At 52.6% G+C, this 16,859-nt stretch carries 18 protein-coding genes; 12 read left to right on the top strand and 6 right to left on the bottom strand.

Annotated features, from left to right (window positions below; all coding sequences use genetic code 11):
* Nucleotides 1-19 precede the first annotated feature (19 nt).
* From H5P30_RS13660 to H5P30_RS13645, 4 genes are read left to right on the top strand one after another with little or no spacing between them, the layout of a single operon-like run.
* On the top strand, nucleotides 20-808 hold the full coding sequence (locus H5P30_RS13660) for a MotA/TolQ/ExbB proton channel family protein (RefSeq protein ID WP_185693491.1): 789 nt from the start codon (nucleotides 20-22) through the stop codon (nucleotides 806-808).
* Nucleotides 809-853: 45 nt separating this feature from the next.
* A complete protein-coding gene (locus H5P30_RS13655; RefSeq protein ID WP_185693490.1) occupies nucleotides 854-1,258 on the top strand; it encodes an ExbD/TolR family protein in 405 nt (134 codons plus the stop codon).
* 3 nt (nucleotides 1,259-1,261) lie between these two features.
* Nucleotides 1,262-1,690: an ExbD/TolR family protein gene (locus H5P30_RS13650; protein WP_185693489.1), complete on the top strand. Its 429-nt coding sequence runs from the start codon at nucleotides 1,262-1,264 to the stop codon at nucleotides 1,688-1,690.
* A 56-nt stretch (nucleotides 1,691-1,746) separates the two neighbouring features.
* A complete protein-coding gene (locus tag H5P30_RS13645; protein WP_185693488.1) occupies nucleotides 1,747-3,129 on the top strand; it encodes a vWA domain-containing protein in 1,383 nt (460 codons plus the stop codon).
* Between the two features lie 484 nt (nucleotides 3,130-3,613).
* Here the strand turns inward: H5P30_RS13645 and H5P30_RS13640 are convergent, their stop codons facing one another.
* The 4 genes from H5P30_RS13640 to H5P30_RS13625 form a co-directional block, all read right to left on the bottom strand.
* Nucleotides 3,614-5,269, bottom strand: a complete 1,656-nt coding sequence (locus H5P30_RS13640) for a putative manganese-dependent inorganic diphosphatase (RefSeq protein WP_185693487.1) — start codon at nucleotides 5,267-5,269, stop codon at nucleotides 3,614-3,616.
* A 108-nt stretch (nucleotides 5,270-5,377) separates the two neighbouring features.
* Nucleotides 5,378-6,091 (bottom strand): type II secretion system protein, encoded by a 714-nt coding sequence (locus tag H5P30_RS22265; RefSeq protein ID WP_281388077.1) that lies wholly within the window; start codon nucleotides 6,089-6,091, stop codon nucleotides 5,378-5,380.
* Nucleotides 6,092-6,434: 343 nt separating this feature from the next.
* On the bottom strand, nucleotides 6,435-7,073 hold the full coding sequence (locus tag H5P30_RS13630) for a DUF4412 domain-containing protein (protein ID WP_185693486.1): 639 nt from the start codon (nucleotides 7,071-7,073) through the stop codon (nucleotides 6,435-6,437).
* A 43-nt stretch (nucleotides 7,074-7,116) separates the two neighbouring features.
* Entirely contained in the window at nucleotides 7,117-8,085 is a 969-nt protein-coding gene (locus H5P30_RS13625) for a CsgG/HfaB family protein (protein WP_185693485.1), read from the bottom strand.
* Nucleotides 8,086-8,642: 557 nt separating this feature from the next.
* On the opposite strand from H5P30_RS13625, the gene rpmH reads away from it, so the two are divergent.
* The 7 genes from rpmH to H5P30_RS13590 all read left to right on the top strand — a co-directional run bounded on the left by rpmH (nucleotide 8,643) and on the right by H5P30_RS13590 (nucleotide 14,794).
* A complete protein-coding gene (rpmH, locus tag H5P30_RS13620) occupies nucleotides 8,643-8,783 on the top strand; it encodes a 50S ribosomal protein L34 (RefSeq protein WP_185693484.1) in 141 nt (46 codons plus the stop codon).
* 4 nt (nucleotides 8,784-8,787) lie between these two features.
* The gene (gene rnpA, locus H5P30_RS13615; RefSeq protein WP_185693483.1) at nucleotides 8,788-9,153 is read left to right on the top strand and encodes a ribonuclease P protein component; all 366 of its coding nucleotides are present in this window, start codon (nucleotides 8,788-8,790) and stop codon (nucleotides 9,151-9,153) included.
* Complete coding sequence (gene yidC, locus H5P30_RS13610; protein WP_185693482.1) at nucleotides 9,146-11,011, top strand: membrane protein insertase YidC; 1,866 nt, start codon at nucleotides 9,146-9,148, stop codon at nucleotides 11,009-11,011. Before rnpA ends, yidC begins: the two co-directional genes overlap by 8 nt.
* A 90-nt stretch (nucleotides 11,012-11,101) precedes the next feature.
* Nucleotides 11,102-11,845, top strand: a complete 744-nt coding sequence (locus tag H5P30_RS13605; RefSeq protein WP_185693481.1) for a YebC/PmpR family DNA-binding transcriptional regulator — start codon at nucleotides 11,102-11,104, stop codon at nucleotides 11,843-11,845.
* A 96-nt stretch (nucleotides 11,846-11,941) separates the two neighbouring features.
* Nucleotides 11,942-13,315, top strand: a complete 1,374-nt coding sequence (locus H5P30_RS13600; protein ID WP_185693480.1) for an MFS transporter — start codon at nucleotides 11,942-11,944, stop codon at nucleotides 13,313-13,315.
* On the top strand, nucleotides 13,308-14,294 hold the full coding sequence (locus H5P30_RS13595) for an SAM-dependent methyltransferase (RefSeq protein WP_185693479.1): 987 nt from the start codon (nucleotides 13,308-13,310) through the stop codon (nucleotides 14,292-14,294). The genes H5P30_RS13600 and H5P30_RS13595 overlap by 8 nt, the downstream gene beginning before the upstream one ends.
* Before the next feature lie 32 nt (nucleotides 14,295-14,326).
* A complete protein-coding gene (locus H5P30_RS13590; RefSeq protein ID WP_185693478.1) occupies nucleotides 14,327-14,794 on the top strand; it encodes a cupin domain-containing protein in 468 nt (155 codons plus the stop codon).
* Nucleotides 14,795-14,882: 88 nt separating this feature from the next.
* On the opposite strand, the gene H5P30_RS13585 is transcribed toward H5P30_RS13590, so the two are convergent.
* A complete protein-coding gene (locus H5P30_RS13585) occupies nucleotides 14,883-15,266 on the bottom strand; it encodes a DUF4870 domain-containing protein (protein WP_221774366.1) in 384 nt (127 codons plus the stop codon).
* 362 nt (nucleotides 15,267-15,628) lie between these two features.
* Between H5P30_RS13585 and H5P30_RS13580 the strand changes: the two genes are divergently transcribed.
* Entirely contained in the window at nucleotides 15,629-15,961 is a 333-nt protein-coding gene (locus H5P30_RS13580; protein WP_185693477.1) for an RNA-binding protein, read from the top strand.
* A 70-nt stretch (nucleotides 15,962-16,031) separates the two neighbouring features.
* On the opposite strand, the gene H5P30_RS13575 is transcribed toward H5P30_RS13580, so the two are convergent.
* Nucleotides 16,032-16,859 (bottom strand): ISL3 family transposase (locus H5P30_RS13575; protein WP_185691362.1); only part of this gene is annotated, 828 nt, incomplete at its 5' end.

Raw genomic sequence — 16,859 nt, 5'->3', positions numbered from 1 at the left:
AATTGTAATCACCGCACCCATGACAAACCCTAAAGCTAAGTTTATCTTTACCCTTCTCGCTGCTATGATGGCCAGCGCTCTTTTTTCGGGAGCGACCTATGGTCAGGAAGATACTGGAGAGGTTATCATAGAAGAATCCGCCGATGACGGCGTGGAAGTTGCGGATACCGGTCGCAGCCTGATTGACATGGTCAAAGTGGGGGGGTGGGCAATGTACCCGCTCGGTGCTCTTTCCATCGCTGGTCTTGGGCTGATCGTTTATAACTTTATCGCGATTCGCCCGAAGAAGTTGCTGAACATTGACGTTGTGGAGCAAGTTTCCGAAAAAACGAAGGCATTCCAGATCGATGAAGCCCGTCAAATCTGCGCGGAAAATCCCTCACCGTTGACCAATATTTGTGATGCAGGCTTGGAGCGTGTGACCGAAGATTTTGTCGATGCGGAAGCCATGGAAAAGGCGATGGAAGAAGCTTCTGTGGAAGAGCTTTCTGGTCCGTTTGTCTACATCAACTACCTTTCGGTGGTGGCAAGCCTCTCTCCTATGGTCGGGCTGCTCGGTACGGTTAGCGGTATGGTGAAAGCCTTTAACGCGATTGCCGCTCAAGGGGTAGGTCAGCCACAGGCCCTGGCGAACAATATTTCTGAGGCCCTGATTACGACGGCAACCGGGATGATCGTCGGGATTCCTGCAATGTTCTTCTTCTTCTATTTTAAGAACAAGTATGGGAAGATTACGGCGAGTGTCAGCCGGATCATTGGGGACTTTCATCACGAGTTCGTAGCCGCTCTGAGAAAGAGCCAAGGTTAATCCTCGCCGCGAAGGTAGTTTAACCCCGAATACCTGGAGGCTCGATTGAATACTTGGACACCCAGCGGAGACGACGAAGGATTTGAGCTCACGCCGATGATTGACGTGGTCTTCCTCCTGATTGCCTTCTTCATGACCATCACGAGCGAGATCACCGAAGAGAACATCAAGATAGAGGTACCGATCGCGGTCGAGGCACAGGTTCCCGAAGAACGAGGAGTCCGACAGACCATCTCGATCGATGCTTCGGGAAATATCTTCTTTGGCGCTCGGCAGTTGGCTCCGGATGAGTTGGCCGATGCGATACGGGTCTCGCTCGAAAATAGTCCGGATACTCGCGTATATCTGCGAGCGGATGCCCGGACTCCTCACCGCTATGTTCAGGACGTCATGCAGGCGACCGCTAACGCGGGTCTTTATGACCTGATCTTCGCGACCAACCAGGAGTAGGTGATGAAGCGAAACAAAATTCTCGAATCGGAAGAAAAGTTCGAAATCACGTCGATGATCGACGTGGTCTTTCTCTTGTTGATCTATTTCATGTTCCTGCCCATCCAGCAGGAGGCCGACTTGGGGATTACCCTTCCCGCGGAAGCACCCCCCGCCAAGAATTTGGAACTTCCGAGTGAGCACCTCGTGGAGATCATGCCAAACGGGCAGGTACTTTTGAACCGCCAACCGATGGGGGGGGTGAACTCACGCGAGCTTCCAGGTTTGCGAGACACTCTCGCTAGGTTAAAGGCATCGTCGGATCGCGCAGGAATTAAAACAGTCGTTACTATTGATGCTGATCCGGATTCGCCTCATCAAAGATCCATCGATGTGTTGAATGCTCTCAAGGAGGCAGGTGTTGAGCTGGTTTCCTTCACCATGAGCACCTAACCGTTGATTATTTATTCCCCTCTGCGGCCCCGCGGAGGCGCTGACAATCATCAGCTATGTATCATCCTCGTAAATCCCCCCCGAATAAAATCCTTTGGAGCATTATTATAGCGATTCTGCTGCTGCACGTTGTCGTCCTTGCTGTATTTGGAGGGATGACCCTGTATGAAGCGATTCGTCCTTCGAATCCCACCTTTGAAGAGCCTCCTCCTCTGGAGAAGATTGAACGGGTAAAGTTGGAGTATAAGGTCCGAATGCAGGAGAAGCAGGCGAAATCTGCTCGGCCGAAACAGCGTCTCCAAGTCAAAAGCGTCCAGAATATCCAAATGCCGGATGTGAGCATCCAAGTTCCCACGATGGGAAGCACTGGAAACATTGGACGCTTCGGGGAAGATAATTTTGGAGATCTTGGTGATGATAACGGTCTCGATGTAGGGGCAATTTCCGTCGAGCTCTTTGACATTAAGGCCAAGGGTGAGAAGTTTCTCTTCGTGATCGATGTGGAGCGCGACCTGATGCAGGACTCGAAGGGTGGGTTGCTTACCTACAACGTGATCAAAGAAGATTTGACCGAACTGATCATGGATCTTCCATCGGGCGTCTTGTTCAATGTGATGCTTTTCGATGAAGGAAAATTGGAGCTCTGGAGGCCTTCATTGGTGGCGGCGACGAAATCGAATAAGGAATCTTTCGCCGAATGGTTGAAGCCAGTGAATAGCAGCCCCACGCAGATCGGGGTTCGGAATAGGAATTACACACCAAAGTCATGGAACTCTCAATTCGCCAAAGATCTTTTGGGAAGCCGATGGAGGACTGGAAATGAAGTTTATCTGGTAGCCATGGGGATTTTGGAGCAGAAGCCAGACGCGGTGTATCTTTTTTCTGACTACCTACCGCCAATGGCCGATGCGAGCTATCGTTCGGAAGAGGATATCGAAGAGGCAGAGAAAAATTACATCGATAAAATCGAGGATGCCGGATTCGATTCCGTTGAGGAATATCGTGCGCAGCGGGATGCCTATGCCCCGAAAATCCGCAAAAGAGTTGAAGCTTTTAAAGCCAAAGAAGCAGCGGAACGCAAAGCGAAAGGCATTCCACCGAGGATTTACAGCCGTGGTGAGAATTGGAGCCTCCACTCGAATATCGAGAAAAAGTTGAAAGAGGAGGACGACGATTATGTTCCTCACATTACTAAAAACTGGATTTACTCGACATATTCGGAGAGAGAGGTGAAACAGTTTTTTGAGCAGCTTATGCGGTTGGAATACGATCAGAATTCCGACGAGCGCCCCGTCCTCAATGCGATTATTTTTAAGGGGGAAGACGAAGATTGGAGTAAGGAGCAGGACGACGCTGTTGATGACTTCGTTGACTACTTTCAAGGCGATTACCGTGTGCTGAAGGGGCTCGGTGCTATCGATTCAGAAAAATTCCAATAGAGTCTTTTGGCAACTCCAGCGGAATCCTGTTGAGAGCTGAAGATTTGGTTCTCATTTTAGCCCATTCTGGCTGAATGATTACCGTGATTCCAGGAGGGATCGGGTGCGGAGCCTTATTCCTCGGAGGGAGAAAACCTGGTTCTTTCGATTAGTTTTTGGGCACAGAAGTTAGCCCAGACCATTCATCCGATTCTGAGTTTCTGCTACGGAAAGGGTAGGGGAATCGAGAGGACTTGCTGAGTTCGGACTAGGTAGCAGGTGGGATGTGCTGAGGTAGATAGTTCTACGCTCGCTCTAGCGGGTGAAAAAATTAGAGGAAAGAGGAGATGCTACCTTTTGCGAATTTCCCTTGTCCGGGGCTGCCGTAGCGATAGTCAATGGCACTCGAATCAATTGGGTTTAAAGGAGAAGGTTAGAAATGAAGCTTCCGGAGTGAAGCCGACACTTTATGCCGGTTTTCTCTCCGGACTCGTTTTTACAGGACTTAAGAGTCGGCAAACAGTTTTGAGAGATAAGGAATGAGTTGTTTCTTGCGGCTGACGATGCCTTTCAGATCGAAGATCTCTCCTGAGGTGACGGATGGGTAGGAGATTCCGGAAATGAGTTGTTCTTCGCCCGAGACGACTAGCAACGAGTTCTGAGTGTTGATGTCCGTGACCAGTAGGGCAGAAAAGTCGAGCTTCTCGGAGGTGCGGTATTCTTCGAGTGCCTCCTTGAGCACGCTTTCATGTTCCCAGAAGTTATCAAAGCCTAATTCCTCAACCTGTGAGACAGAGAAGCGGGTGCCATCCTCCTCGTAAACTTTGCAGTCCATCTGGATGACTCGCTTGGGCTCGGAGTTGAGGATGACGGATCCCGATGTGAAAATGCTGTCAGCGAGTTCCTGCGGATCGACATCCGCGATCTTCGCTAGTCGCTCGAGAATTTCCTTGTCGGTGGGAGTGGTGGTTGGGCTCGAGAGAAGGAGGGTGTCTGAGATCAGTCCGGCCATCAGAACTCCTGCAATCGCGGGTGAAGGCTCAAGGCCTTCTTTGAAAAAGCGATCGGCGACGATGGTGCAAGTCGAGCCTACCGGGCGATTGATGAAGAGAATAGGTTGGTCGGTAGGGATATTTCCGAGCCTGTGATGGTCGATGATTTCGAGAATTTCGACCTCTCCAGCTCCAGAGACGGCTTGAGAGAGTTCGTTGTGGTCGACGAGTACAATCTTGGTTGTGGGTGGCTTGAAAATGTCGGTTTTCGAGAAGATCCCGAGAAGTCGATCACTCGAATCCGTGACCATGTAGAGCGGAGCATACTTGCGGGCGATCCGCTTTTGCACATCCCGAACCCGATCTTCGCGGTGGAACTGGATCGTCTCGGTCTCAAAGAGCGAATCGAGAAATGATGCGGATCGAATGATCCAGGAAGTGGTTGCCGAATCGTAAGGGGAAACAATTAGACTGACTTCCTTTTCTTTGGCCCGTTCGATCATTTCTGGATCCAGTTCCAGGTTCCCGGTGACCACCAAAAGACGGACTCCGAGTTGCATGCTCTTCTCCTGGATATCCCAGCGGTCGCCGACCACGATGATGCTTTGTCGCGGGCTCACTTCCTTCTGGGCGAAATTGCCGAAGGATCGGATGTCCATGGCACCGATGCGGACAAATAGCTCTTCGAAGCGATCGGGCTCGTGGAGGTGAACGGTTTCCGCTTTTAGGGAGCGGGCAATCGCGGTTATCGTCGAGCGAACCTTTCTCATGCGAAGAGGATCGCTCACACGAGGGGTGAAATACTCACCCAGATCGAAAATGGAAACTAAGCCTTTGGCTTTTCCCTGTTCATCGACGACGGGAAGAGACCGAACATCGTATTCGTCGATGAGTTGGAGTGCTTCCGCGCAAGTGCTCTGAGGGCCGGCCTTCCAGAACTCCGTCTTCATCACATCCTCGAGGCGAGGGGTGACGTCTCCAATAAAGGTCGGAAGGGGCACCTTGAAACGATCCAGGATAGCGTCGATGCGGGCGTTGGAGTTTCCGCAGCGGGCTGGGCGGAACTCCTTTTCTCCAATCGCCTCTTTGAATGCGGCATAGCCGATGGCCGAGCAGATCGCGTCCGCGTCAGGGTTCTTGTGGCCGAAGATGTAAACCGGTTTCGTCATGAGTGAGTTGGGGGGAAGGAAAAACTTAATTTCTGACGATAGCGAAGAAAAAAGCCGACTCGAAAGTCGGCTTTTTTCGGGAAATGAAGTTTGAGCTCTCCTGTTGGATTAGCTACTCGGTGGCTCGACGACGTTCGCGGAACCTCCGACGGCAGTTTCAATGTTGTTGGTCGTAGTCCCGGTGCTTGGATCAACAAGTTCTCCTGTTGTTGAGTCTCCAAGGTTTTTGTAGAATGCGACGTGGCCATCCATAAATGCGATGTGTCCGCCGTCACCTTCCCATGGGGAGGTGTCATCCCAAGTCCCTCCAGTGGACAGACCTTTCGTCCATGCAATAGGAGTGATGGAAGCGGAAGCATTGGGACTAATGTTGACTGCCATGTTGTAGCTGATCGCTCCAGACGCATCGCCCCATGCAGTTGTAGCGGTATACGTTCCATCACTTTCAGTTAGAATGACTTTGGGGATGTCGATCGCTGCGACGTCGGTGGCCGAGGATATAAAGTAGATCGATCCGTCATTGAGATCAGAAAATTCCGCAAGCACTTGTGCCCATTGGGCAGAGTTGGATGCCTTTCGACCTCCAGATTCCCATCCCCCATCGGCGATGGTGCGCGATCGTGCTCCAGCAATAGCGAAATTATTGTAGGCGAGCCCGATGTTTTTCAGGTCACTTGCGGAAGCTGCCTGAGCGGCCTTCACACGGACATTGCCCACGGCCGGAATAATGATCGCCGCCAAAATGCCGATAATGGCGATGACGGTGAGGAGTTCAATAAGCGTAAAGCCTTTACGATTTTGGTTACAGGGGAGTTTTTCCATACGGCTTATAAGGTCGGCCCAGAAGTCGATTGAGTCAACTGCGAAATAGCGTTTTCCCCCTTTGAAAAGAGGGATGAGAGCTCATTCGAAAGTTGTGTTTTTACGGAATTTAGACGATGGAGTGCCGGATTTTTTGAGTTGTGCTGGGTTTGCTCGGATAAGGGTGCGGTTTTGAAGGGTTCATTGGGGGCTTTCGCTCACATCTGAGGAATCGAACGGGGCAAGAAGTTCTTTTTGTGGATTAGGGGGAGCATTCCAATTTTGAAATCACCATTGTAAGGATACAAAAAGCCCGTCGACCTGGGGTTGAACGACGGGCTTTCGGTTTAAAAACTGTAGCGGTTCAAGGCATACCCGGCAGGGCCATTCCTTTCAGGTTCAGAGGTCGGTATCCGGACGGGACCTCTAGATCCGAATCGGCTACGTTCTCAGCCTTTATGGCAGTCACGACGATCTCCGTCGGGCGGCCTTTGCCACTGGTTCTGATGACCAGAGGCATTCCTCCGTTGGGGAAGGCATTCAGTAACTCGGCTGGAGTTTCACCGGAAAGAGGTCCCTCGAGCGGTTGGAAGGATCCGAGCTCATCGGTGATCCAGAGTTCCGAGGTTTCGCCCCCGTCGGTATAGATCACCTTCTTTGCCGTGTAACCGAGGATCTCCCGGGTCTCATCCGTAACCTCAAATTGGCCGGACTCTTTCTGTTTGGCGTTCTTGACGAACTTGTCGGCCGGAACCTCGATATACATCTTCTGCTGCGGCATCAGAACTTGGGCCTTCATCGTTTCCCGGTTCAGCAATACAAGCCCTCGCGGATTGGCCGGCGTTTCGATGGCCATCCGGTTTCCCTTCACGAGGAAGGAAACTTCCTGAACATCGTTTCCGCTTTTGACTTCATAGGTGAGGGTTCCTTCGAAGAGTCCGGCGCTGAGGGATGCCGTTCCGAGGGTGAGGGCTAGGAGAATCGGTTTGATCAATAATTTCATGATGATGGATTGGGTAGAATGGAGGTTGTGGTACGATGTCAGTTTAATTGTCTGCTGCGATGACAACATCTCCCTTGGCGGGCATGACACCGTCGATCAGGGTCGCATAGCTGATTTTATCGGAGACTTTTGTGACTTCAATTTCGCTCGTGACGGCGCCTTCAATTCGTTCGAGCACTTCTCCGGTCGTCGGATCAATCAGTAGCTCACCCTTTTCGCGGACGACAAATTTCTGTCCGTTCTCCACATTGAAATTAGATCCTCGATTGATAATGATTCGATCTCCGGAAACGGTGACGACTGCCCCTTCGAGGGAAATGTCTTCAAATTGCTCCGCGAGAAAGCGAGTCGCTTGGACGACATTGTCATAAGCCGCCTCACCGAGGGGAGTTTTGCTGAAACCTCCCACATCGGCCCCCCAGTTTGAGGATGCGTATCCGACATTCAGTCCCTTGCGTCCGGCTTCTCCGATGACGCGTTCCTTCGCAACGATCTCGCCGGTAGTCGAGTCGATCACTTTGATAATGGTCGTGATCTGGGCATTTCCTCCACTGCCGCCGATGCGGAAGCCACCAATAGAAACACCTCCGCTCTGACCGGATTCGGCGCCTTCAACATCCGTAATTTCTACCTCCGCCAGATACTTGGCGCTCTGAATGAGGCCAGTCTGGGCTACATCCGAAGCTTTAGCCGATCGACCATCGGCCTGAAGGTTTTGTTCGGCAAGGGTGTCGTTGATGCGGTCACGATCGACGACAATGAAGCGATTCGTGTCGTAAAGGGCAGATTCGAGCATCGACCCGATGTTTTGAGAAAGGTCTCCGGTGTAAGTGACCAGCGCCGTATATTTGGGAGGTAAAACTGCAATCGCATGCTTCACTCCGTTATAGGGAGGCAAGCCGAAGTCCTCATTGGCGGATTCGGTTTTGTCTTCGCCAAAACCGAAAAGAGCGAAGGCACTGGAGGCGGCCATTAGGGATGCAAAAAGTGTGAGAGAGAGTGTTTTTTTCATAGAACTGAGAGAGTAAACGAGAGTGGAAAGGAGAATGTAAAAAACGCTCCAATTTGAGTCAAGAAAGCAGGTCGAGCCAATCTGTGATCTTCGTTCGTTGAGGTTTGGTCGATTCAGCAGTGTTTTTCCCGCGAACAATCGAAGAGAGGACGATATGATAACAGTTCTAAAATATTTTGCTGTTTTCCGTGGATTTTTGGTGGTGGAATTTAAGGGCAGTTAAGTTGAAGGATTTTGGGGTAGGTTTATTGCAATCATTTTAGGAGTTATGATTTGAGAAACGCTGAATTGGGGCCTGGGGGGAATGGGTCTCTGCGGGATTTGGGGAGTTGTCTGGTGGATGGCTTTTGGTGGGGATTGGGTTTTTCTTTCGGACGGGGTTCCGCGAGGCACTATTTATATAGGTCGGGCTTCGTTTGGTCTTTCTTCTAGCTGCAAAAGATCTCTTTCTGGATTTCGGTTCGCTGGGAAGGGGTTGGGATCGCTTTTTCCCTTGAACGCAGAGGTTGACACGCAGGGGCAGATTCGTTTTTGTCTCCTCTTTTTTCGAGAGAACCATGCAACCGACATACCGTCCTTCCAAAATCAAGCGAGCTCGCAAGTTCGGCTTCCGTAAACGTAACTCGACCAAGTCTGGTCGCAAGATCCTTGCTGCGCGCCGGCGCAAAGGGCGGGCAAGTCTGTCCGCCTCCAAGTAATTGGATGCGCTTCTCCCGGGAGTGCCGGCTCCGGAAGAGCAGTGAGTTCATCCGGTTGCGGCGTGCTGGGAAATGGGTTCCCGGGCGATATTTCCACCTGCAAGTGTGTGAGCGAGAAGATTCAGTGCTTCCATCACGCTTGGGGCTGGCGGTCTCTCGTCGAATCGGACCCGCCGTCACCCGTAATCTCGTGAAACGTCGTTTTCGCGAGATTTTTCGTGCCATAACTCCGGAGTTCTCCGGACCGATTGATCTCGTGGTCATTGCCCGCAAGGGAGTTGACCGCGTTCCTTTTTCTGAACTGAAGCAACAATTCGCGCATGCTCTTCGGGCATGGCGTAACGAGTCCCATCTTCGAGTAAATGGATAAGAAGAATGTAGTAATTGGCCTCGCCTGCATCCTGGCGGCGTTTGGCCTGATGTTTTACCAAAGTTCTCAGCGAGTCGAACCGGTTCCGGTTGACCCTGTTGAGCAGACTGTTGTCGAAGAGTCGGAGACCACGGTGACCGAGGAGGCTCCGCAAAGCGGACTGGGGGCATTGGATGATTCCGTGTCCACTCAGTCTGAGGCGGAGGATGCATCAGCGGACTCCGTGTCAGAATCGGTTTTCAGCCCGGTTACCGAACAGGAGGCGAAAAAGATCGAGAAGATCGAGGAGGAGCCAGCGACGATTCGTTCGCTCAGCAACGACTTCATCTCTGTTGATTTCACGACTCGTGGTGGTGCCATCAAGCAGGTCCATTTCCTCAAAACCAAGCAGGGGGGACCCGATACGTTCGTATTTAACTCGGGGGCCGCTCTTCCGTCCCTGGGACTGAGCTTTCGCGGTCCGGAGTCCGAGTTGTCCTACAAGGGGACTTATGAGATCGTCGAAGCCGAGACGACCGCGACGAAAATTGTTTTCGAGCGTAAAATGGGCGGAGGCATTGCTGTCCGACGCAGTTATGAGATCTCGCCAGCGGGGGATTCGGAAGAGGACGCTTACCTGATCCGGCACGAGACAGAGTTTATCAACCATGCAGATCAGCCGCTGGAATCCAGCACAGGGGTCTATGTGAATTTGGGGACCGTCTACTCGCTCGGGAATGACAAGCGGGGCGATTTCCTGAATTTTGGATATTTCAATGGCGAGGACACCGAGTTCATTGGCCGTAAGGTTTTCGAAGGGAGCGGTGGAATTCTCGGCATCGGTGCTCGGGAAGCTCGGCCAAAAGTTCAAGAAACGGTCTCCAATCTCTACTGGGGAGTCGTGAAAAATCAGTATTTCGCCTTCGTTGCGACGGTAGGCGAGGGGATGAAGAGCAATGGTTTCTTCACGACCGAGACTCATTTGACCCCCGCCGAGTTGGCGTCGGATACGGATACCGTGGATGCGGTCCGGGCAAGTCTCGCCTTCCCCATCTCCCGAATTGATGCGGGAGAGAGTAAATCGATCGAACTCGAATTCTATACGGGTCCGAAAGAATTTAAGCGTTTGTCCAAGCTCGGAGATCATCAGGAAGAGGTGATGCAGTTTGGGTTCTTCGGATTCTTCAGCAAGATTCTGATGTTCTTCCTCTACGGCATCCATTCGGTGATTCCGAGTTGGGGTTGGTCGATCGTGGTGATGACCATCATCATCAAGGTCTGCTTCTGGCCGTTGACCGCAAAGGCTGCCGCCTCGCAAAAGCGGATGCGGAAGATTCAGGAGCCCCTGAAGGAGATCCGGGAAAAGTTTAAGGACAATCCGCAGAAAATGCAGAAAGAGACGATGCGTCTCTTCCGCGAAAACAAGGTGAATCCGGCGGCGGGTTGTTTGCCGATCTTCATTCAGATGCCGATTTTCTTCGGACTGTTCTGGATGCTGCGGACAGCCTCGGAGTTGCGTTACGCGCCGTTCCTCTGGATCAATGACCTTTCGCAGCCGGATACGGTAGCCTATATCTTTGATTTTCCGATCAACATTCTTCCCCTGATCATGGGAGTGACGATGTTCTTCCAGATGCGGATGACGCCCGCGATGGCTTCGGGGGATGCGACGCAGCAGAAGATCATGAAGTTCCTGCCCTTCATCTTCTTGATCTTCCTCTACAACTTCAGCTCCGGTCTGGTGGTTTACTGGACCGTGCAGAATTTGCTGACGATTCTCCAGCAGTACATCACGAACAAGCGGGATGACGTGGCAAACGAGCCAGTCGTCATTCCCGGCAACAAGAAGAAAAAGAAGCGGATCTCTGCAAAGAAGTAGTGTGGGACCGTTGGGGGCTCGTTTCCGAGTGAGGAGTGAGCCCAAACAATCCCCTTGATCTGAAATTCCCTAACCTCAATATCGTTCTCTATGTCCGGACACAGTAAATGGGCGACTACCAAACGCCATAAGGCCGCGATCGATGCGAAGCGCGGAAAGATTTTTAGCGTCATCAGTAAGGAACTCACCCTTTCTGCTCGTGATGGAGGCGGGGATCCCGAATTCAATCCGAGACTGCGCACGAACATCGCGAAGGCGAAGGCCGCCAATATGCCGGCGGACAACATTGAGCGTGCGATCAAGAAAGGGACGGGCGAGCTTGAGGGTACGATCATTGAGGAGCTCACCTACGAAGGCTACGGCCCGGGGGGCGTGGGACTCATCGTCGAGGTGACGACCGACAACAAGAACCGGAGTGCCTCGGAGGTGCGCAGCACTTTCACCAAGAACGGTGGTAATCTGGCTGGGGCTGGTGCTCTTTCCTACAATTTTCAACGCAAGGGCCAATTCCTGATCTCCTCGGACAAAACGGATGAGGAGCAATTGATGGAAGTGGCGATTGAGGCAGGAGCTGAGGATATCATCAACAACGAGGACCACTTTGAGGTTCTTTGTGAGATGACCGAGTTTGATAATGTCGTTCAAGCCTTGGAAAAAGCGGGGATCGAGACCGAATCCGCTGAGTTGGCCTACCTGCCACAAACGCCGGTTCCCGTGACGGATGCCGATGTGGCTCGCCAGGTGTTGCGTTTGATCGATGCGCTCGACGATCTGGAGGATGTGAAAAGTGTTTTCGCAAACTTCGACATCGCCGACGATCTCCTCTCGGACTGAGGAGATCCCTCCGGTTTCGGAACGACTCCGTCTGGAAAAGACGGATTGGTTGGGAATGTCGCTTGTTTGGCGTCGGCTAGCTCATAGTGTAATCGGGTGAAACGCTCGAATCATTCCGGAATCTTCTCGCCTCATTTTCCGTTCTCTCCGGCGAGGCCCCGGGTCTTTTACGGTTGGGTGATCGCAGCCGTTGGGACCATCGGGATCATCTGCAGCATTCCCGGGCAGACGATGGGGGTGAGCGTCTTTACGGACCATTTGATCGAGAGTCTTCGAATCTCTCGGACCTCGATCAGCACTGCCTATCTCATTGGAACCATTGCCAGTGGATTGCTCGTAACGCCGATGGGACGCAGTCTCGATCGGAACGGCATTCGCAAGGGAGCGGTTGCGGCCGGATTTGGGATGTTTTTGGCACTGACCCTATTGTCCCAAGTGGATCGGATTGCCGCCTTCTTTGCCTTTGGGAGCCAGGGGAGTTGGAATCTCGTCGCTCGTTTTATTGCGGTGACGATTGGTTTTTTTCTCCTCCGCTTTTTCGGACAAGGACTGATGACGCTGGCCTCTCGCAACATGATTGCGAAGTGGTTTGATCTGTTCCGCGGACGGGTTTCGGCGGTGAGTGGCATTATCGTCTCCTTTGGCTTTTCGTCGGCCCCGCTCGCGCTTAACTCGTTAATCAACTGCGCGGGATGGCGTGGTGCCTGGCTCCTGCTTTCGCTGCTCAGCGGTGCCTTCTTCATTCTCCTGGCTTGGTTGTTCTTTCGCGATAATCCGGAGGAGTGCGGTTTAAAAATGGATGGAGGTCGAACGGTAAAGCCTGGCGCCCGGGTCAATCGGGACAACCAGGTGGTACGGTCCTTCACCAAGCGTGAAGTGATGCGAACTTATTCCTTCTGGGTCTACAACATCGGCCTCTCCTTTCAGGCATTTTTCATTACCGGTTTCACCTTCAACCTTCTTTCGGTGGCCGAAGATCTGAATATCCCGGAGGCTCACATCCTCCGTGTTTTCTTGCCTGCCTCGGTGTTGACCGTGTTTGTGAGCCTTTTCATCGGCTGGCTCATCGACCGAACGCGCATCAAGTATTCGTTCCTAACCTTCTGCTTTGGCCTGGGCCTTTTCCCGGCTTCGCTCTACTTCGCCTCGGGGGCGTTCGCTTTGGGAGGATTCATGGTCGGACTCGCGATCTGCGGAGGGTCGTTCGCACCCGTGATGGGAACGGTCTGGGCTCGTTTCTATGGGCGAGAAGCATTGGGGGCGATCTCCGGGTTCAATATGGCCTCGATGGTCATTGCCAGTGCCTTGGGGCCCATTGTTTTCAGCCTCAGCTATGACTATCTGGGTAGTTATCACGCCGCCATTGGCCTTGGATTTATTGCTCCGATTATTTTCTTTATCGCGGGTATCTTTGCGGATAATCCGCAGCTGAAACTACAACAAGCAGAGGAGGGGATGGGAAATGTCTGAGTGGGAACATCCGGGTTTGAAATTGGCCTTGCAGAAAAAAGACCGCATTCCATTTGTCGAATTTTCGCGCCTTGCGCTCTACGATCCGGAGCACGGCTACTACCGCAAGGACCGGAAGAGAGTCGGAGCCACGCAACAGGCTGATTTTCAGACCAATCTGGCCGTGCGCAGTGTCTTTGGCCCGCTTGTGGTGGAGGCGATTCGGTCCTTGCTGGAAGAGGCGGATTTGGGCGAGTTCACTTTTGTCGAAGTGGCGGCGGAGCCGGAGACCTCCTTGCTGAGTGGGGAGGATCATCCCTTCGGATCGTCGCAGGTGGTTCGGCTCGGGGAAGAGGTTCCGGAGCTCACCGGGCCGACCGTCCTCTTCGCCAATGAGTGGTTGGATGCGCAGCCCTTCGTCCGGTTGATTTTCGAAGGAGGGGAGTGGAAGGAAGTTTTTGTCGGCCAGGCCGAGGATGAAAGTCTTTGCGAAATTTTCAGCCGACCCGAGAGTGAAGATGCGCTGAAGTTGAGCGAAGTATTGCCGGAGGTGGCTCCCGAGGGGTATCGGTTGGATCTTTCCGTGGAGGTGGATTCGGTGCTCGAAGGATATCTCCGGAGCGAGTGGAAGGGGATCTTTTTGACCCTCGATTACGGATCATTCTGGGAAGCATTGGTGAAGAACCTGCCCGGTGGAACCGGTCGCGCATATTTCCGCCACCAGCAGATTGCAAACTTGTTGGCTCAGCCGGGTCACCAGGATCTGACCTGCAATGTCTGCTGGGATCGAGTGATCTCTGTCCTTGAGCGCAATGGGTTCCAGGCCGGTGGGCCACAACGTCAGGAAGCGTTTTTCATGGAAAAGGCCTCCCGAGCAATCCAGGGCATCGTCGAAGGAGGAGCTTCTCCGGAGGCAGCTTCCCACCGGGCACGGCTGATGCAATTGCTCAACCCCGTCCATTTGGGAGCGGCTTTTCAAGCGGTGTGGGGAATTCGTTGACTCTGAACGATTGATTTCGAACGCTTGTTTCTATGGACGATTGGAGAGGTCAGTTTGGATTGGAGCCACATCCTGAAGGCGGGGCCTTTCGAGAGCTTTTCAAGTCGGCCGAACGAGTGACGCCAGAAGATGGTCGCTCGGAACGTTCGGCCGTGACTCATATTTATTTCCATCTCAAGCAAGGGGAGGTGAGTCGCTTTCACCGAGTGCTCAGTGACGAGGTTTGGCATCTTTATGAGGGGGAAGGGGTGATCCTCTATCAATGGGAACCCGGGAGCGACCGAGTTGAGAAAATCGTCGTTGGGGGCGAGACTTTCCCTCATTGCTATGTGGTACGAAAAGGGGGTTGGCAGGCCGCGGAACCACTCGGTGCTGAAGTCTTGGTCGGATGCACTGTAGGTCCTGGATTCGAGTTTGAAGATTTTGCTCTTATCGAGTCACAGTCCCCGGAGGCGAAGACGATTCGCTCTCTGAATTCGAGCTTGGAGAAATTTCTTTAGGTCGAAAAACGGGCGAGTCGCCAAAAAAAAGCGCCCGTTCGAGAGGAACGGGCGCGGGAATTAAAAAATCTGAGAGAACCGATTCGGCTCAAAGAGCTTGGAACCACTCTTGGGCTTTGTCTCCGATAAGGGGGACGGGATTTTTACTGCCTTGGATCGCACCAATGAGACCCATGATCCAGAAGACGAATCCTGCGAGATAGCCGATCAGCCCGAGAATCCAGCCAATGACCGGAATAATCATGATAAAGCCAGCTACAAACATGAGGAGCATGATCCCGAGAGATTGCCGGATGTGGAACGATCCGAATTCAGTCTTCGGGTTGTTCATGATGATGGCGACAATCCAGTCAATTAAGGTGATGTAGGAAACGATTCCGACGATCTTGGGATCGTAGTTGGTTTTCGCGGCCGTCGGTTCGGACGGAGGTGGTGTTGTTTCAGGAGAGGAGGGAGTGGGTTCGGTAGTCATAGGATCAACCTAGAGCGATTTTTGGACCAGATGAAGGGTAAAATGTTGATCGAGACTGCGCCGATTGAGGTTGACCTTCTCTTCAGACTCGCACTTGCTCTGGCTCGAATATCGTAATTAGGCCGCACTTCGGACGGCCACTTCCCCAAGCAAAAGCAAACCAGACATCAAGCGCACCAGACGGAGTATCCGCAGACTCCGCTCTCCCCAATCATTGTTTTCACTCTTTCGCCGCGGTCTCGGTTTGTCGGGTCTTCAGATTCCAAGCCGTTTCGTCGACGAATCCAGCATGGCGGCTTGGAAAGCGCCGTTTCCAAACCGTCCGTTCTCAAATCGGCGCATCAATAGACAAGGACATCACAGTGGACATCTACGTGGGAAATCTTCCCTACAACATCGACGGAACTGAGCTTGAACAGCTCTTTGGCGAATACGGCGCCGTGGAACGGGTTTACCTGATCACGGACCGTGAAACCGGTCGCCCCCGCGGTTTCGGTTTTGTCACCATGAATAATGATGACGAAGCCCACGCGGCAATCGAAGCACTCAACGGCCAAGAAGTTGGCGGACGTGCTTTGAAAATCAATGAAGCTCGCCCTCGCGAAGAACGCGCTCCTGGTGGAGGCGGTCAACGTGGCGGTCACGGCGGTGGTCGTGGCGGTCAGGGCGGAGGCGGTTTCCGCGGACGCCGATAGGCTTCCCCGAGGAAATATTTCTTCGCAAACAACGAAAGCCCGCTTCGGCGGGCTTTTTTTTGGTTCATCGTCATTTACCGGGGAAAGCATGCTTAATCTTGAGGAAGAAGTATTCCGTATCCCTGAAGCCATAAGCGGTTCTTTTGATGACCTTGATCTTGTTGTTCATGCCCTCGAGCACGCTGGTGTTGAGTGGGTATTTGGCTGAGGCTATGATTCCACGGAGGTAGGGTCTGAGTTTATCAGCGAAGGCGAGCAGGGGTTTGATTTTGGACTCACGGCACATCCTCCACCATGTGCGCCAGCGTTTGAAGGCGCCCCAGATGCTTGAGCTTCGCCATAGTTCTTTGAGCTGTTCTTTCAGGACGTAGACTTGAGCCAAGGATTGGTTGGCATTCATCAGCTCTTCGAGCCTGACAAGTTCTTCTTCATTGAGGTTGTCCTTGTTCTTTAGAAGTAACCATCGGCTACGTTTGACCGCTCTGCGAGCCGACTTGTTCTGCCTTAGTTCATTGGCCTGATCCACGCGGACTCGGTCGATGACTTCACGGCCGTATTTGGCAACGACATGAAAAAGGTCGTAGACGACTTCCGCATTCGGGCAGTGCATCTTCACCTCCAGGTCAAAGGCGCTGTTCTGATCCATCGCGACCGCTTCGATTTGATCGCAGTGTTCGCCCAGTGATTCAAAGAAGGGGCGTATGGATTCGCGACTGCGCCCTTCACCGATCCAAAGCACTTGCCGAGTGTCCGCATCGGCTACGACGGAGGCGTAGCGGTGCCCCTTGTGCAATGCGAACTCATCCATGACCAGAGTTCTGAGCGAACCGTAATCGACTTCAGGCAACTCCCGAACCAACCTAGCTTTGTCAATGCGTTTGACGGTGTGCCAAGGCAA

Source organism: Puniceicoccus vermicola, from assembly GCF_014230055.1.
GTDB lineage: Bacteria > Verrucomicrobiota > Verrucomicrobiia > Opitutales > Puniceicoccaceae > Puniceicoccus > Puniceicoccus vermicola.
The sequence above is the reverse complement of the archived record's forward strand: the minus strand, read 5'-3'. Positions and strand labels throughout refer to the sequence as shown.

Excerpts from the sequence above, each read along its gene's own strand:
- H5P30_RS13650 (WP_185693489.1), top strand. The coding sequence starts at position 1,262 with ATGAAGCGAAACAAAATTCTCGAATCGGAAGAAAAGTTCGAAATCACG.
- H5P30_RS22265 (WP_281388077.1), bottom strand. The coding sequence starts at position 6,091 with ATGGAAAAACTCCCCTGTAACCAAAATCGTAAAGGCTTTACGCTTATT.
- rnpA (WP_185693483.1), top strand. The coding sequence starts at position 8,788 with ATGCGCTTCTCCCGGGAGTGCCGGCTCCGGAAGAGCAGTGAGTTCATC.
- H5P30_RS13660 (WP_185693491.1), top strand. The coding sequence starts at position 20 with ATGACAAACCCTAAAGCTAAGTTTATCTTTACCCTTCTCGCTGCTATG.
- H5P30_RS13590 (WP_185693478.1), top strand. The coding sequence starts at position 14,327 with ATGGACGATTGGAGAGGTCAGTTTGGATTGGAGCCACATCCTGAAGGC.
- H5P30_RS13640 (WP_185693487.1), bottom strand. The coding sequence starts at position 5,269 with ATGACGAAACCGGTTTACATCTTCGGCCACAAGAACCCTGACGCGGAC.
- H5P30_RS13585 (WP_221774366.1), bottom strand. The coding sequence starts at position 15,266 with ATGACTACCGAACCCACTCCCTCCTCTCCTGAAACAACACCACCTCCG.
- H5P30_RS13595 (WP_185693479.1), top strand. The coding sequence starts at position 13,308 with ATGTCTGAGTGGGAACATCCGGGTTTGAAATTGGCCTTGCAGAAAAAA.
- H5P30_RS13625 (WP_185693485.1), bottom strand. The coding sequence starts at position 8,085 with ATGAAAAAAACACTCTCTCTCACACTTTTTGCATCCCTAATGGCCGCC.
- H5P30_RS13605 (WP_185693481.1), top strand. The coding sequence starts at position 11,102 with ATGTCCGGACACAGTAAATGGGCGACTACCAAACGCCATAAGGCCGCG.
- yidC (WP_185693482.1), top strand. The coding sequence starts at position 9,146 with ATGGATAAGAAGAATGTAGTAATTGGCCTCGCCTGCATCCTGGCGGCG.
- H5P30_RS13630 (WP_185693486.1), bottom strand. The coding sequence starts at position 7,073 with ATGAAATTATTGATCAAACCGATTCTCCTAGCCCTCACCCTCGGAACG.
- rpmH (WP_185693484.1), top strand. The coding sequence starts at position 8,643 with ATGCAACCGACATACCGTCCTTCCAAAATCAAGCGAGCTCGCAAGTTC.
- H5P30_RS13645 (WP_185693488.1), top strand. The coding sequence starts at position 1,747 with ATGTATCATCCTCGTAAATCCCCCCCGAATAAAATCCTTTGGAGCATT.